This window comes from Streptomyces filipinensis (genome assembly GCF_014649495.1).
GTDB classification, from domain to species: Bacteria; Actinomycetota; Actinomycetes; order Streptomycetales; family Streptomycetaceae; genus Streptomyces; species Streptomyces filipinensis.
The window spans coordinates 121,742-136,802 of the sequence record NZ_BMTD01000002.1; the positions used below are offsets into that span (position 1 = coordinate 121,742).

Below are 15,061 nucleotides of genomic sequence, written 5' to 3' on the forward strand. Positions count from 1 at the left end.
ACTCCGCCCGGGTGCGACACACCGCCCGCCTGCGTTTTCGCGTGGTTTCACCGCTTTTGATCGAGATCTCCGGTCGCCCCCAGCCACTAAAGTGGGGCCCATGACCGTGAACCCCGCACCCACCGCCCTCTGGCCCGCCCCGCACGCGAGCGGAGCCGTCGACGCGACGGTCCACGTGCCCGGGTCCAAGTCGGTCACCAACCGCGCGCTGGTGCTGGCCGCCCTCGCCTCCGAGCCCGGCTGGCTGCGCCGGCCCCTGCGCTCCCGTGACACGCTGCTGATGGCGGGCGCGCTGCGTGCGATGGGCGTGGAGATCGAGGAGGGGGTCGGCCCCGACGGCACCGGCGAGGCCTGGCGGGTGCTGCCGACGGGCCTGCACGGTCCGGCCACGGTCGACGTGGGCAACGCCGGCACGGTGATGCGCTTCCTGCCCCCGGTCGCCGCGCTGGCCGACGGCCCCGTCCGGTTCGACGGCGACCCGCGGTCCTACGAGCGTCCCCTGCACGGCGTGATCGACGCGCTGCGGCAGCTCGGCGCCCGGATCGACGACGACGGCCGGGGCGCGCTGCCGCTGACCGTGCACGGCGGCGGTGCCCTGGACGGCGGCCCGGTCTCCGTCGACGCCTCCTCGTCCTCCCAGTTCGTCTCGGCGCTGCTGCTGTCCGGCCCGCGCTTCAACCAGGGCGTCGAGGTCCGCCACACCGGTGCCTCGCTGCCCTCCCTGCCGCACATCCGGATGACCGTCGACATGCTGCGTGCGGTCGGCGCCCAGGTGGACACCCCGGAGTCGGGCGGCGAGCCGAACGTGTGGCGGGTGACGCCGGGCGCGCTGCTCGGCCGGGACCTGACGGTCGAGCCGGACCTGTCCAACGCCCAGCCGTTCCTGGCGGCGGCCCTGGTCACGGGCGGCAAGGTGCTGATCCCGGACTGGCCGGAGCGCACCACCCAGCCCGGCGACCGGCTGCGGGAGATCTTCACCGAGATGGGTGGTTCCTGCGAACTCACCGAGTTCGGCCTGGTGTTCACCGGTTCGGGTGCCGTCCACGGGATCGACGTGGACCTCGGTGACGTCGGCGAGCTCACCCCCGGCATCGCCGCGGTCGCGGCCCTCGCGGACTCCCCCTCCACCCTGCGCGGCGTGGCGCATCTGCGGCTGCACGAGACGGACCGGCTGGCCGCGCTCACCAAGGAGATCAACGAGCTCGGCGGTGACGTCACCGAGACCGCCGACGGCCTGCACATCCGCCCGCGCCCGCTGCACGGCGGCGTCTTCCACACCTACGACGACCACCGCATGGCGACCGCCGGCGCGATCATCGGCCTCGCGGTCGAGGGCGTGCGGATCGAGAACGTGGCGACCACGGCGAAGACCCTGCCGGACTTCCCCGAGCTGTGGACCGGGATGCTCGGGCAGTAGGGACACGCCATGCGCCGCTACGGCAAGCACACCGACGAGGACGACATCCGCAGCCGCCCCAACCGCAAGGGCAACCGGCCGCGGACCAACATCCGGCCCAAGCACGAGGACGCGGCGGAGGGCCTGGTCCTCACGGTCGACCGCGGCCGGCTGACCTGTCTGGTCGACGACCGGGCCGTGATCGCCATGAAGGCCCGTGAGCTGGGCCGCAAGGCGGCGGTGGTCGGGGACCGGGTGGCCCTGGTCGGCGACCTGTCCGGCAAGAAGGACACGCTCGCCCGGATCGTCCGGATCGAGGAGCGCACGTCGGTGCTGCGGCGCACGGCCGACGACGACGACCCGTACGAGCGGGTGGTCGTGGCGAACGCGGACCAGCTGGCGATCGTCACCGCCCTGGCCGACCCGGAGCCCCGCCCCCGCCTGATCGACCGCTGTCTGGTCGCCGCCTTCGACGGCGGTCTGGAGCCGCTGCTGGTGATGACCAAGTCGGACCTGGCCCCGCCGGACAAGCTGCTGGAGCTGTACGGCGCGCTCGACATCCCCTACGTCGTCACCAGCCGCGACGAGCTGGAGAACGGGGACGCGGCGGACCGGGTGCGGGAGTATCTGGACGGGAGGGTGACCGCGTTCGTGGGCCACTCGGGCGTCGGCAAGACGACGCTGGTCAACGCGCTGGTCCCCAAGGAGCGACGGCGTACGACGGGCCATGTGAACGCGGTGACGGGCCGCGGCCGGCACACCACGACCTCGGCCCTGGCCCTGCCCCTGGCCGGCGAGGACGGCTGGGTCGTCGACACCCCCGGCGTCCGGTCCTTCGGTCTCGCGCACATCGACCCGTCCCGGGTGATCCACGCCTTCCCGGACCTCGAACCCGGCACGGAGGGCTGCCCACGCGCGTGCAGTCACGACGAGCAGGACTGCGCGCTGGACGCGTGGGTCGAGGAGGGCCACGCGGATCCGGCGCGGCTGTTCTCCCTGCGCCGGCTGCTGGCCACCCGGGAGCGCAGGGAAGGCGACTGACCACCGCGTTGTTTGGCCGGGTGAGCGGCCGGTAAGTGCATAATCGCACCGAGCCGGAGATCCGGATCAACGGGAGGACCGCACATGGCGTGGCTGCTGGTCATAGTGGCCGGGATTCTGGAGACCGGTTTCGCCGTGTGTCTGAAGCTCTCGCACGGGTTCACCCGGCTCTGGCCGACGGTCGCCTTCGCCTCCTTCGCCCTCGGCAGCTTCGGGCTGCTGACCCTGTCCCTGAGGAAGCTGGACGTCGGCCCCGCGTACGCGGTGTGGACCGGCATCGGCGCGGCCGGCACCGCGATCTACGGCATGGTGTTCCTGGGCGACCTCGTCTCCACCCTGAAGATCGTCTCGATCAGCCTGGTCATCATCGGGGTGATCGGCCTGCAGCTGTCGGGCTCGGCGCACTAGGCCCCCAGCCCTTCGGGCGCTTCCGACGCCCCCTACAGCACCTCCCGGGCCCTCGCGAAGTGGCACGCCGCACCGTCGCCCTCGAACTCCGGCACCTCGTGCGCGCACCGCTTGCGCTCGTCCACCGTCAGATCCGCCTGCAGCGGGCACCGCGCCCGGAACCGGCAGCCGTCGTAGCGGCGGGTCGGACTCGGCGGATCGCCGGGCAGGAGGATCCGCGTGCGGTGCCGCTCCCGCGTGGGGTCCGGCACGGGTACGGCCGACAACAGCGCCTGGGTGTACGGGTGCCGGGGCCGGGCGAAGACCTCGTCGACCGGCCCCGCCTCGACCGTGCGACCCAGATAGACGACGCTCACCCGGTCGGCGATGTTCCGCACGACGGCGAGGTCGTGGGAGACGAGGAGATACGCCAGGCCCAGCTCCTCCTTCAGCCGTCGCAGCAGTTCGAGCACCTCGGCCTGTACGGAGACGTCCAGGGCGGACAGGGGTTCGTCCAGGACCAGCAGTTCGGGTTCGACGGACAGGGCGCGGGCGATACCGACGCGCTGGCGCTGCCCGCCGGAGAACTCGTGCGGGAAGCGGTCGGCGTGGGCGGGTTCGAGGCCGACCTGGGCGAGGAGTGCGGGCACCCGGCGCGCGATGACGGCCCGGTCGGCGCCCTGGGCGCGCAGCGGCTCGGCGATGATGTCACCGACGGGCATCCGGGGGTCGAGGGAGGCCATCGGGTCCTGGAAGACGATCTGGATCCGCCGGCGCAGTGCCCTGGCCTCCGCCCTGCCGAGCGTGCCGAGCCGCTGCCCGAACAGCTCCACCGACCCCCCTTCGGGCGCGGTGAGTTCGAGCAGTTCGAAGAGGGTGGTCGACTTGCCGGACCCGGATTCGCCGACCAGCGCGAGGGTCTCGCCGCGCCGGACGTCGAGGTCCACGCCGTCGACGGCGTACACGGTGCCGCTGCGGCGGCGCACCACGGTACCGGTGTGGACGGGGAACGTGCGGGTGAGGCCTCGTACCGTCAACACCGGTTCGCCGGTGGCCGGCCGGGGCCGGCGCGGGGTGTCGATGCGGGGGACGGCGGCGAGGAGCTGACGGGTGTAGGGCGCGCGCGGGCGGTCGAAGACCTCCGTCGCCGTGCCCTGTTCGACGACCCGGCCCTCCCGCATGACGGCGACCCGGTCGGCCAGCCCGGCGATGACGCCGAGATCGTGGCTGACCAGCAGGACGGCCGCACCGGTCGCCCGCTGGGCGGCACGCAGCACGTCGAGGATCTGGGCCTGGATCGTGACGTCCAGGGCGGTGGTGGGTTCGTCGGCGAGGATCAGGTCGGGTTCGGCCGCCATCGCCATGGCGATCATGGCGCGCTGGCGCATGCCGCCGGAGAACTCGTGCGGGAAGGCCCGTGCGCGCAGGGCGGGCTCGGGGATGCCGACGAGGTCGAGCAGCTCGACCGCGCGGGAGCGGGCCTGCTCGCGCGGGACGTCCCGGTGGGCGCGGACGGCCTCGGCGATCTGGTCGCCGATGCGGTACACGGGCGTGAACGCCGACAGCGGGTCCTGGAAGACCATGGCGACCCGGCTGCCCCGGATCCGGGTCAGCTCCCGCTCGCCCGCACCGACGAGTTCGCTGCCGTCGAGCCGTACGGAACCGCGCACGGCGGCGTTTCCGGGCAGCAGTCCGAGGATGGCGAGGGCGGTGGCGGACTTGCCCGAGCCGGACTCGCCGACCAGCCCGAGCACCTCGCCGCGCTCCAGGGTGAGGCACACGTCCCGTACGGCCGCACGGCCGTCGAAGTCGACGTCCAGGCCGGTCACTTCGAGCAGCGGGTTCACCGGGCCGCCCCCTTCGCGGTCGGGTCCAGGGCGTCCCGCAGTCCGTCGCCGACCAGGTTGACGGCGAGCACGAACACGACGAGCAGTCCCGCGGCGAAGAAGAACATCCACGGGTAGGTGACGGCGGCGCCGGTGCCCGAGGCGATCAGCGTGCCCAGGGACACATCGGGCGGCTGCACGCCGAAGCCGAAGTAGGACAGCGCGGTCTCGCTCATCACCGCACCGCCGACCTGGATCGTCGCGTCGATGATCAGGAAGGAGGCCACGTTCGGCAGCACATGCCGCCAGATGATCCGGAAGGGCCCGACGCCCATGTAGCGGGCGGCGCGCACGAATTCACGCTCTTTCAGGGACAGGGTCATGGAGCGTACGACCCGAGCGGTGATCATCCAGGCGAACACGGTGAGCAGCCCGACGAACGCGATCCAGCCGGCGGAGCGCAGCCGGGGCGAGACGATCGCGATGACCAGGAACGACGGGAAGACCAGGAGAAGGTCGACGAAGAACATCGCCAGCCGGTCGGTCCAGCCGCCGAAGTATCCGGCGCAGGCGCCCACCAGCGAGGCGAGCCCGGTGGCCAGCACGGCCACCAGCAGCCCGATGACCAGCGACTTCTGCAGTCCGCGCACGGTCTGGGCGAAGACGTCCTGCCCGATCCGGTTGGTGCCCCACCAGTGCTCGGCGCTCGGTGCGGAGCGCAGCGCGCCGTAGTCGACGTGGCTGTAGGACCAGGGAGTGAGATACGGCCCGGCGAACGCGAGCACGAAGAGCAGGACCAGGACGACGGCTCCGGCGAGCGCGGACCTGTTGCGCGCGAACCGGCGCAGGACGAGCGTGGAGCGGCCGCTCGGCGCGGCGACGGTCTCGGGGGTGCGGGTGTCCGTGGTCATGAGGCCGCCCGTCGGATGCGCGGGTCGAGGGCGGCGTGCAGCAGGTCGGCGAGGAAGCCGGAGAGCAGCACGGTGACGGCGGCGAAGACGTTCACGGCGACGACGGAGTTCACGTCGTTCTTGCCGATGGAGTTCACGAACCACTCGCCCATGCCGTGCCAGCCGAAGATCGTCTCGGTGAAGGTGGCGCCGGTGAACAGGGCGAGGAAGCCGTAGGAGAAGTACGTCGACATGGGGATGAGGGCGGTGCGCAGCCCGTGCCGCAGCAGGACGGCCCGGCGGCCGAGTCCCTTGGCGCGGGCGGTGCGCAGATAGTCGGAGCCGAGGACGTCGAGCATGGTGCTGCGCTGGTAGCGGCTGTAGCTCGCCACGCTGAACAGGGCGACGGAGAGGGTGGGCAGCAGCAGGTGCACGGACCGGTCCTTCAGGGCCGTCCACAAGCCGCCGTCGGCCCCCGGGCTCCGCTCGCCGGTGAACTGGATCAGATCGGTGCCCGTGGCCTGGTTGAACCAGATCGCGCCGGTCTTCAGCAGAACGGCGAGCAGGAACACCGGTGTCGACAGCAGCGCGAAGGAGGCGAGGGTGACCGCGCGGTCGCTGGGACGGTACTGCCGTACGGCCGTCCAGGCGCCGAGGAGGACGCCGGCCACCGTACCGAGGACGGTGCCCGCGAGCAGCAGCCGCAGACTGACCCCGATCCGGCGGCCGAACTCGGCGTCGACCGGGGTGCCGTCGATGGTCTCGCCGAGGTCGCCGTGCAGGAAGGCGCGGTCGGCCCAGTGCAGGAAGCGGTCCCGCAGCGGCTGGTGGTCGTTGACGCCGAGCGCGGTGAGGTGGTGGTCGACGGCGCTCGGTGACAGCGGAGGCTGCCTGCCCTCGTAGTAGGCGCGGGGATCGAGCGCGAGCGAGGCCAGCAGATACGACAGGCAGACGGCGGCCAGCAGCAGGACGGCGTGGTAGCCGAGGCGTTTGACCAGGTAGAAGGGCACACACGAAATGGTCCAGTCCTCTTGTTGCAGCATCATGAAGAGAACATGTCAGTAACTCGGGAGCCCTCCCCCGGCCTGCCCGCGGCGTTCTAGGTTCGGCGCATCCGGCCGTCCTCACCGGCCCGCTCCCGACCTCGACTCCGCGAAGGACACCGACATGCGTCCAACCCCCGCCGCAGCATGGATCGCCGCCACCGCCGCCACGGCGCTCCTGGTGACCGGCTGCGGCTCCTCGGGCCAGGACAGCGCGCCGAAGAAGGCGGCGCCCGCGGTCGACGGCCAGGACATCAACGCGCACCCGCTCGCCGACATCCGGCAGGGCGGCACGCTGAAGACGGCGATCACCCAGTGGATCACCCAGTACAACGTCAACACGGTCGACGGTGCCCAGGGTGACGCGCAGGACATCGCCCGGACCGTGCTGCCCGACCTGTTCGACTCGGACGCCAGGGGCGCGCACCACATCAACCCGGACTTCCTGGTCTCGGCGAAGGTGACCTCCAGCAGCCCGCAGACCGTCGAGTACACCCTCAACCCGAAGGCCACGTGGTCCGACGGCAAGCCGCTGAGCTGGCACGACTTCCGCACCCAGTGGCGGGCGCTGAACGGCGCGGACAAGGCGTACGAGGCCGCCGACACCTCCGGCTACGACCAGATCGCCGAGGTCGGGCAGGGCGCCGGCGCCCACACGGTCAAGGTGACCTTCAAGGCGCCGTACGCGGACTGGCAGCGGCTGTTCGACCCGCTGTACCCGGCGGCGCACTACGGCACCCCCGCCGCGTTCAACAAGGGCTGGTCCGAGAAGGTGCCGGTCAGCGCGAACGCCTTCAGGGTCGGCCGGTACGACAGGACGGCCCAGACGATCACGCTCGTACCCGACTCCCGGTGGTGGGGCCGGAAGCCGAAACTGGACTCGATCACCTATCGCGTCCTGGACTTCACCGCGCGCACGGACGCCTACCTCAACAGGGAGATCGACTACGCCACCGCGCTGCTGCCGGAGGACTACAAGCGACTGGCGAAGACCCCGGGCACGGACATCCGGCGGGGCGCGCGCTGGGACGAGGTGCACATCTCGCTCAACGGCGGCCGCGGGCCGCTGAAGGACCCGCGGGTACGGCAGGCGATCCAGCACGCCGTCGACCGCAAGGGCATCGACGAGGCCTTCGCCAAGGACCTCTCCTTCGAGCTGAAGCCGCTCGACAACCACTTCTTCATGCCCAACCAGAAGGGCTACAAGGACACCACCGGCGGGTACGCCGACCACGACCTCGAAGCGGCGAGGAAGCTGCTCGACGCGGCAGGCTGGAAGGGCGACGGCACGGACGCCCCGCGCACCAGGGGCGGCAGCCGGCTCAGCCTCGACTACGTCCTCAGCGCCGGCAGCACCAGCGCCCAGGTCGACCAGGCCGAGCTGGTGCAGCAGCAGCTGGCACAGGTCGGGATCAAGGTCGAGCTCAAGAAGGTGCCGGCCAACGACTACTTCAACCAGTTCGTCAACAAGGGCAACTTCGACCTGACGAGCTTCCGCAACGTCGACGCCGTCTACACCAGCACGCTCACACCGGGCTTCGTCCGGCCCAGGAACGGCAACCTCTTCCAGAACTTCGGCTCGGTCGGCTCCCCGAAGGTCGACGCGCTGCTGAGGAAGGCGGGCGAGGCCACCGACCAGGCGACGGCGGCCGGACTCTACAACCAGGCCGACGCCGAGCTCTGGCGCCTCGGCCACTCCATCGAGCTCTACCAGCGCCCGGAGATCCTCGCCGTCCGCTCCGGCCTCGCGAACTACGGCGCGGAGGGCCTGGCGGACATCGACTACACGAAGGTGGGGTGGCTGAAGAAGTAGGGCGGGGTGCGGGCGCCGGGGGGGCAGCGATCGCACGACGGGGCGGCCCGGCGCGCCCCCGCTCGCTCACACCGCCGGGTGCGGGGCGACCGCTCGGACCAGCTCGGCCAGGCCGTTCTCGCCCGGTGGCGCGGCGACGCAGGACAGGGCGAGGCGCACGACGAGTTCGCAGGGGCGGAGCAGCCCGGCGGTGTCGGCGGGGGTGGCGGCGGGCCCCGCCAGAGCGCTGACCGCGCGGTCCCGCACGATGCGGACGAAGTCACGGGGCGTCGGCAGCGGCCCGTCCGCGCGGCGCTGCGCCGGCACCGAGGAGGTGGACGGCACGGCGGCGAGCGGAGGGGCGGGCAGCCGCTCGCTCCAGCAGCCGGTGAGCATGGCCCGTACCAGGGCGTTCTCCCGCGCGGCGGCGCTCGTCCACTCGACCACCGCGATGAGCCGCTCGCCCGGCTCCCCCGGGCCGGCGAGGGCCCGCTCCACCCCGGCCAGATAGCCGTCGGCCTCCCGCCGTACCAGGGCGCGGGCCAGCCCGTCCTTGCTGCCGAACTCGTTGTAGAGGGTCTGCCGGGACACTCCGGCCGCCGCGGCCACCTCGACCATCCGGACCATGGACCACGGCCGGCGCGCGAGGGCCGTACAGGCGGCGTCCAGTAGGGACTCCCGGGCAGCAGGCATCGTCGCCTCCCTGGCACGGAGCGGCTCTGCGCCCAGGTTTGACGCGCTTGTATGCACTGTCAAGGGTTCACGGGGGTTCGTTCGCGGCCGGTCCGGACACGGCACCGCCGGGCACCCGGCCGCGGCACCAGCCACCCCGACACCTCCCGGCCCTGCTGGCCCCCTACCGGCTGCGGCAGATACCGTGCCTTGCATGCCGGACTACCTCGACGACCTGCGCCTCGCCCACGTCCTCGCGGACGCCGCCGACGCCGCCACCATGGACCGCTTCAAGGCCCTCGACCTCAAGGTGGAGACGAAGCCGGACATGACCCCGGTGAGCGAGGCGGACAAGGCGGCGGAAGAACTCATCCGCGGCCAGCTCCAGCGCGCCCGCCCGCGGGACGCGATCCTCGGCGAGGAGTACGGCATCGAGGGCACCGGCCCCCGCCGCTGGGTGATCGACCCGATCGACGGCACCAAGAACTACGTCCGCGGCGTCCCCGTCTGGGCGACGCTCATCTCCCTGATGGAGGCAGGCGAGGAGGGCTACCAGCCGGTCGTGGGCGTCGTCTCCGCCCCCGCGCTGAACCGCCGCTGGTGGGCCGCGAAGGGCCATGGCGCCTTCACCGGCCGCAGCCTGACCTCCGCCAGCCGCATCCACGTCTCCCGGGTCGGCACGCTCGCGGACGCGTCCTTCGCCTACTCCTCCCTCTCCGGCTGGGAGGAGCGGGGCCACCTGGAGGGCTTCCTGGACCTGACCCGGGAGGTGTGGCGCACGCGCGCGTACGGCGACTTCTGGCCCTACATGATGGTCGCCGAGGGGTCCGTGGACATCTGCGCGGAGCCCGAGCTGTCGCTGTGGGACATGGCCGCCAACGCGATCATCGTCACCGAGGCGGGCGGCTCCTTCTCCGGCCTCGACGGCCGCCCGGGCCCGCACAGCGGGAACGCGGCCGCGTCCAACGGGCTGCTGCACCACGAGTTGCTGGGGTATCTCAACCGGCGCCAGTGAGACCCAGGAGGAACCCGCACACGCCCCCAACTGGCGTCGCGCGCCCTCTTGTTGACCCGTCCTTTACCTGGCACTCTGAAGCCACCCCCACTTGTGAATTTGTGAATCCCTACACAACCGCAGGGATTCCTAGGAGGTGGCCCCTTCCATGCTCGTCCGAGACGCCATGAGCACGGTGATCCTCACCGTCGGCCCCGCCCACACGCTCCGCCAGGCAGCCGCCCTGATGTCCGCCCGCCGCGTCGGCGCCGCCGTCGTCCTCGACCCGGACGCCGGCGGCATCGGCATCCTCACCGAACGCGACATCCTCAACTCCGTCGGCCTCGGCCAGAACCCGGACACGGAACGCGCCCACGCCCACACCACCACCGACGTCGTCTTCGCCGCCCCGACCTGGACCCTGGAGCAGGCCGCCCGCACCATGGCGCACGGCGGCTTCCGGCACCTGGTCGTCCTCGACCGCGGCGAGGTCGCCGGCATCGTCTCGGTCCGCGACATCATCCGCTGCTGGGCCCCGGCCCGCGAACCCGCGGCGGCGCTCTGAGCACGTTCCGCACACGTACGCACAGCAGCACGCGCCGAGCGCGCTGCGAGCACGCGGAACGGGCCGGACCCCGAGCACCGTGGGATCCGGCCCGCCCAGCAGCACGGGACGTGCCGCCGGCTCAGCCGCGCAGCGCCTGCACCGCCGCGTCCAGCCGCTTGCCGAAGTCGGCGTCGGCGTTGCGGAAGTTGCCGATCGCGCGCTCGGCGATGTCCTCGCGCGAGACCTTGGCGATGAAGCCCGCCAGGTTCGCGACCAGCCGCTCCTTCTCCTGCTCCGACATCAGCCGGTAGAGGGCGCCCGCCTGCACGAAGTCGTCGTCCTCGGCGTGCACCGGCGTCGGGTGGCCGCCGGTGGAGCCGTCGACAGAGGTGGGCTGCCACAGGGCGCGCCCGGTCTGCTGCGGCCCGCCGAAGCTGTTCGGCTCGTAGTTCTTCGCCCCGCCGTGCCGGCCGTCGTACAGGAAGCCGTCACGGGAGTGGGTACGCGCCTCGGTGGCGTGCGGGCGGTTCACCGGCAGGTGGTCGGCGTTGATGCCGACGCGGTAGCGGTGCGCGTCGCCGTAGGCGAACAGGCGGCCCTGGAGCATCTTGTCCGGCGAGGGACCGATGCCGGGCACGAAGTGGGCGGGGCTGAAGACCGACTGCTCGACCTCGGCGAAGACGTTCCGCGGGTTGCGGTTCAGCTCCAGCCTGCCGATCTCGATGACCGGGTAGTCCGCGTGCGGCCACACCTTGGTCAGGTCGAACGGGTTGAAGCGGTACGTCGCCGCGTCGGCCGCCGGCATGATCTGCACACCCACGGTCCAGCTGGGGAACTCGCCCCGCTCGATCGCCTCGCGCAGGTCGCGCTGGTGCGAGTCGGGGTCCTTGCCCGCGAGCACCTCGGCCTCTTCCGCCGTGAGGTTCCTGATCCCCTGGTCGGTCTTGAAGTGGTACTTGACCCAGAAGGCCTCACCGGCCGCGTTGTTCCACTGGAAGGTGTGCGAGCCGAAGCCGTCCATGTGCCGGTACGAGGCCGGGATGCCACGGTCGCCGAACAGCCAGGTCACCTGGTGCGTGGACTCCGGCGACAGCGACCAGAAGTCCCAGACGTTGTCGGCCTCGGTGCTGCCCGTGTAGGGGTCGCGCTTCTGGGTGTGGATGAAGTCCGGGAACTTGATCGCGTCCCGGATGAAGAACACCGGGGTGTTGTTGCCGACGAGGTCGTAGTTGCCCTCTTCGGTGTAGAACTTCAGCGCGAATCCGCGCGGGTCACGGACGGCGTCCGCCGCACCCAGGTTGCCGGCCACCGTCGAGAAGCGCAGGAAGACCTCGGTCTCCTTGCCGATCTCGGAGAGGAAGGCGGCTCGGGTGTACGGCGTGACGTCGGCGGTCACCGTGAAGGTGCCGTACGCGCCCGCGCCGCGCGCATGCACGACCCGCTCGGGGATGCGCTCCCGGTTGAAGTGGGCCAGCTTCTCCAGAAGCAGCTGGTCCTGGACCAGGACCGGCCCGCCGACGCCCGCCGTCTCGCTGTTCTGGTTGTCGGCGACCGGAGCACCGGCCTCCGTGGTGAGCGGTCCCTGCGTCACGTGCGCCTCCTGCGTCATGGCTGACTAGTCCTGTCCCAGCCCTGTCCTGTGGCCAAAGTCGTTCTGGATCCTACATTGGATTAGATCTAAGTCAAACAATGTTCCAAAGTCACACCTATTCCCGAGCTGGTACGTCTTCCTGTTAGGCTGGTGGCCATGAGCGACCTTCTGGAACGGCTGCGTGGACGCGGATGGCGGATGACCGCGCAGCGGCGCGTCGTGGCCGAGGTCCTCGACGGCGATCATGTGCACCTGACGGCCGACGAGGTCCATGCGCGTGCTGTCGCGAAGCTGCCCGAGATCTCCCGGGCCACGGTCTACAACACGCTGGGTGAGCTGGTCTCCCTCGGCGAGGTACTGGAAGTCACGACGGACAAGCGCGCCAAGCGCTACGACCCGAACGCGCACCGGCCGCACCATCACCTGGTCTGCGCCCTGTGCGGCGCGATCCGCGACGTCCACCCCACGGGCAACCCGCTCGCCGACCTGCCCGACACGGAGCGCTTCGGCTTCACCGTCTCGGACGTCGAGGTGACGTACCGCGGGCTGTGCCCGGAGTGCGTGAAGGCGTAACGCGCCATTTTTCCCGGAAAGCCCCGGCATCCGCCGGGGCTTCTTCGTGTTCCTGTGCCTTTTCCCGTGGCACGAACGACCGAGGGCCGGAACCCATTTCTGGATTCCGGCCCTCGGCCTTCAGTAGCGGGGACAGGATTTGAACCTGCGACCTCTGGGTTATGAGCCCAGCGAGCTACCGAGCTGCTCCACCCCGCGTCGGTGAACACGACATTACGCGTAAGAAGCAGACGGAAGCAAATCCATGGGGGGCATGGTGGCCGGGGTCGCTTCCGCGCAGCCCGTGGCGGGTGCCGATCAAGCGGACAGTTCCTCACGCAGGGCGTCTCTCAGCCGCCCCGCCCGCTCCGAGACCTCCGCCGGCCCCAGCGCGACCGCACGGTCCGCCCACTTCTGCCCCTCCGCCAGCTCGCCCCGACGCGCGTAGACCAGAGCCAGCCGCAGCGCCGCCCGGCCGTGCCCCGCGTCCGCCGCCCGCGTCCACCACACCGCCGCCTCCGGCTCGCTTCCCTCCCGGGCCAGCAGCAGCCCCAGGTTGAAGGCACCGTTGCGTGACCCGGCCTCCGCCGCCGCCCGGTACCACCGGGCCGCCTCGACCACGTCCCCCCGTGCCGCCGCGAGCATGCCGACCCGCACCTGGGCCCGCCGGTGCCCCTGGGTCGCCGCCCGCTCGTACCACTCCTCGCACTCGGTCTTCTCGTGCACGATCTCGCCCAGCTCATGCGCCGGCTCCGGCGGCCGGCGCGCGTCGAGCAGCGTGGCCAGCCGGTACGCCGCCTCCGCGCTGCCCGCGCCCGCCGCACACCGCAGGTGCCGCTCGGCCTCCTGCTCGTCGCCCTCGCGCAGCCGGGCGATGCCGACCTGGAGCGCCGCCTCGGTGTGCCCGGCGGCGGCGGCCCGCTCGTACCAGCGCAGCGCCATCGTGTCCGCCCCGCGCCCGGCGTAGAGGATCCCGAGGTTGAACGCGGCGTCCACGCTCCCGGCCTCGGCGGCCTTGGAGAACCACGGCTCGGCACCGGTGGTGTCACCGCCCTGGAGCAGCAGGATGGCGAGCGCGTTGGCGGCCTCCCGGTGCCCGGCGTAGGCGGCCCGCCGGTACCACTGCTCGGCCTGGGCGGTGCGTCCCTGCTCGGCGCACAGGAGCCCGAGGTTGTAGGCGCCGTTGTCGTCACCGGCGTCCAGTGCCGCCCGGTACCAGCGCTCGGCGGTCTGGGTCTCGCCCCGCTCGGCGTGCAGCGCACCGAGCGCGTTGGCCGCGTTGCCGTCGCCGTCCTGGGCGGCGCGCAGCCACCACACGGCCGCGCTCTCGGTGTCCCCGGCGTCGCGCAGCAGGAAGCCCAGCGCGCAGGCGGCCCGGGGCTCGCCGTCCTTGGCGGAGGTCAGGTACCAGCGCCCGGCCTCCTTCAGTTCGCCGCGCTTCTCCAGGATCGCGCCGAGGTGCAGCGCGGCGCGGCGGTGGCCGCGCGCGGCGGCCTGCCGGTACCACTGCTCGGCCTCCGCGACAGCGTTGTCAGCGCCCTCCTCCTCCCCGCGCCCGGCCCCGTGGTCGAGTACGCGGGCGAGCCGGTAGGCGGCCTCCCGGTGCCCGCGCTCGGCCGCGGCCCGCATCCAGTGTTCGGCGCCGACGTCCCCGCGGTGCTCCAGCAGGTCGGCGAGCGCGTAGGCGCCGAGGGCATGGCCCTGCTCGGCGGACTGGCGCAGCCAGTACTCGGCGGCGGGCTCGTCCCCGCGCTCACGGTGATGGCGGCCCAGCGCGTGGGCGGCCGCGGCGGATCCGGCGACGGCGGCGACACGCCACCAGCCGGCGGCCTCGTCGGGGTAGCCGCGCTGATGCAGCAGGACGCCCAGGTTGTTGGCGGCGGCCCGGTCGCCGGCCGCGGTGGCGGCCCGCAGGTGGGGTTCGGCTCCGTCGAGGTCGCCACGGCGCAGCAGCATGGCTCCGAGGACGCTCGCCGCCTCGGCGTCACCGCTCTGCGCGGCCAGCCCGAGGCGTACTTCTTCCGCGGCGTCCCCCATGTCGCTCAACTCGTCGCGGGACGGCTCTTCACCGGAAGACTGCACAAATCGCCCTGACTCGAACAGAGTTGCCTTGTCCCCCATAACGTCCATCGTCGCACCACCTGCAACCTGGGTACACCCGGTATACCGCAGCCCGTGAGGTCACTTCAGCGTTTTGTCGACATGCCCACAGGGAGACAAGTCAAACACACACCGCTCAACTCCCCACGGCGGCGCGGCCGTCCCTCCCCTCAGCACATGAGTTCGCACACCACGAAGGCCCGGATCCCTTGGGATCCGGGCCTTCGCCT

Annotated in this window: 13 protein-coding genes and 1 tRNA gene; 7 read left to right on the forward strand and 7 right to left on the reverse strand. The window is 71.9% G+C overall.

Going from position 1 to position 15,061, the window contains the following annotated elements:
* Positions 1 to 100: 100 nt before the first annotated feature.
* The 3 genes from aroA (at position 101) to IE244_RS05615 (ending at position 2,845) form a co-directional block, all read left to right on the forward strand.
* The gene (gene aroA / locus IE244_RS05605) at positions 101 to 1,417 is read left to right on the forward strand and encodes a 3-phosphoshikimate 1-carboxyvinyltransferase (protein ID WP_191871524.1); all 1,317 of its coding nucleotides are present in this window, start codon (positions 101 to 103) and stop codon (positions 1,415 to 1,417) included.
* A 9-nt stretch (positions 1,418 to 1,426) separates the two neighbouring features.
* Complete coding sequence (rsgA, locus tag IE244_RS05610; protein ID WP_191871525.1) at positions 1,427 to 2,437, forward strand: ribosome small subunit-dependent GTPase A; 1,011 nt, start codon at positions 1,427 to 1,429, stop codon at positions 2,435 to 2,437.
* Positions 2,438 to 2,521: 84 nt separating this feature from the next.
* On the forward strand, positions 2,522 to 2,845 hold the full coding sequence (locus tag IE244_RS05615) for a DMT family transporter (protein ID WP_191871526.1): 324 nt from the start codon (positions 2,522 to 2,524) through the stop codon (positions 2,843 to 2,845).
* Between the two features lie 32 nt (positions 2,846 to 2,877).
* Here IE244_RS05615 and IE244_RS05620 read toward each other — a convergent pair whose 3' ends face one another.
* From IE244_RS05620 to IE244_RS05630, 3 genes are read right to left on the reverse strand one after another with little or no spacing between them, the layout of a single operon-like run.
* Positions 2,878 to 4,671 carry a dipeptide ABC transporter ATP-binding protein gene (locus IE244_RS05620; protein ID WP_191871527.1) on the reverse strand — a complete coding sequence of 598 codons (1,794 nt, stop codon included), beginning with the start codon at positions 4,669 to 4,671 and terminating at the stop codon, positions 2,878 to 2,880.
* The gene (locus tag IE244_RS05625) at positions 4,668 to 5,561 is read right to left on the reverse strand and encodes an ABC transporter permease (RefSeq protein WP_191871528.1); all 894 of its coding nucleotides are present in this window, start codon (positions 5,559 to 5,561) and stop codon (positions 4,668 to 4,670) included. The genes IE244_RS05620 and IE244_RS05625 overlap by 4 nt, the downstream gene beginning before the upstream one ends.
* Positions 5,558 to 6,586, reverse strand: a complete 1,029-nt coding sequence (locus tag IE244_RS05630) for an ABC transporter permease (RefSeq protein WP_373305710.1) — start codon at positions 6,584 to 6,586, stop codon at positions 5,558 to 5,560. Before IE244_RS05630 ends, IE244_RS05625 begins: the two co-directional genes overlap by 4 nt.
* Before the next feature lie 121 nt (positions 6,587 to 6,707).
* On the opposite strand from IE244_RS05630, the gene IE244_RS05635 reads away from it, so the two are divergent.
* A complete protein-coding gene (locus IE244_RS05635; protein WP_191871529.1) occupies positions 6,708 to 8,396 on the forward strand; it encodes an ABC transporter family substrate-binding protein in 1,689 nt (562 codons plus the stop codon).
* Positions 8,397 to 8,462: 66 nt separating this feature from the next.
* On the opposite strand, the gene IE244_RS05640 is transcribed toward IE244_RS05635, so the two are convergent.
* Positions 8,463 to 9,068: a TetR/AcrR family transcriptional regulator gene (locus tag IE244_RS05640; protein WP_191871530.1), complete on the reverse strand. Its 606-nt coding sequence runs from the start codon at positions 9,066 to 9,068 to the stop codon at positions 8,463 to 8,465.
* 193 nt (positions 9,069 to 9,261) lie between these two features.
* Between IE244_RS05640 and hisN the strand changes: the two genes are divergently transcribed.
* Both hisN and IE244_RS05650 read left to right on the forward strand, forming a co-directional pair.
* The gene (gene hisN / locus IE244_RS05645) at positions 9,262 to 10,062 is read left to right on the forward strand and encodes a histidinol-phosphatase (RefSeq protein ID WP_031163400.1); all 801 of its coding nucleotides are present in this window, start codon (positions 9,262 to 9,264) and stop codon (positions 10,060 to 10,062) included.
* 148 nt (positions 10,063 to 10,210) lie between these two features.
* Positions 10,211 to 10,606, forward strand: coding sequence for a CBS domain-containing protein (locus IE244_RS05650; RefSeq protein WP_191871531.1), 396 nt, complete (start codon positions 10,211 to 10,213; stop codon positions 10,604 to 10,606).
* Positions 10,607 to 10,727: 121 nt separating this feature from the next.
* Here IE244_RS05650 and IE244_RS05655 read toward each other — a convergent pair whose 3' ends face one another.
* Positions 10,728 to 12,179, reverse strand: coding sequence for a catalase (locus IE244_RS05655; RefSeq protein ID WP_229853967.1), 1,452 nt, complete (start codon positions 12,177 to 12,179; stop codon positions 10,728 to 10,730).
* Positions 12,180 to 12,335: 156 nt separating this feature from the next.
* Here IE244_RS05655 and IE244_RS05660 point away from each other — a divergent pair, with 156 nt between their 5' ends.
* The gene (locus tag IE244_RS05660; protein ID WP_191871533.1) at positions 12,336 to 12,752 is read left to right on the forward strand and encodes a Fur family transcriptional regulator; all 417 of its coding nucleotides are present in this window, start codon (positions 12,336 to 12,338) and stop codon (positions 12,750 to 12,752) included.
* Between the two features lie 124 nt (positions 12,753 to 12,876).
* On the opposite strand, the gene IE244_RS05665 is transcribed toward IE244_RS05660, so the two are convergent.
* Positions 12,877 to 12,950: transfer RNA gene (locus IE244_RS05665), tRNA-Met, on the reverse strand.
* A gap of 99 nt (positions 12,951 to 13,049) precedes the next feature.
* On the reverse strand, positions 13,050 to 14,861 hold the full coding sequence (locus IE244_RS05670) for a tetratricopeptide repeat protein (RefSeq protein WP_191871534.1): 1,812 nt from the start codon (positions 14,859 to 14,861) through the stop codon (positions 13,050 to 13,052).
* Positions 14,862 to 15,061 lie beyond the last annotated feature (200 nt).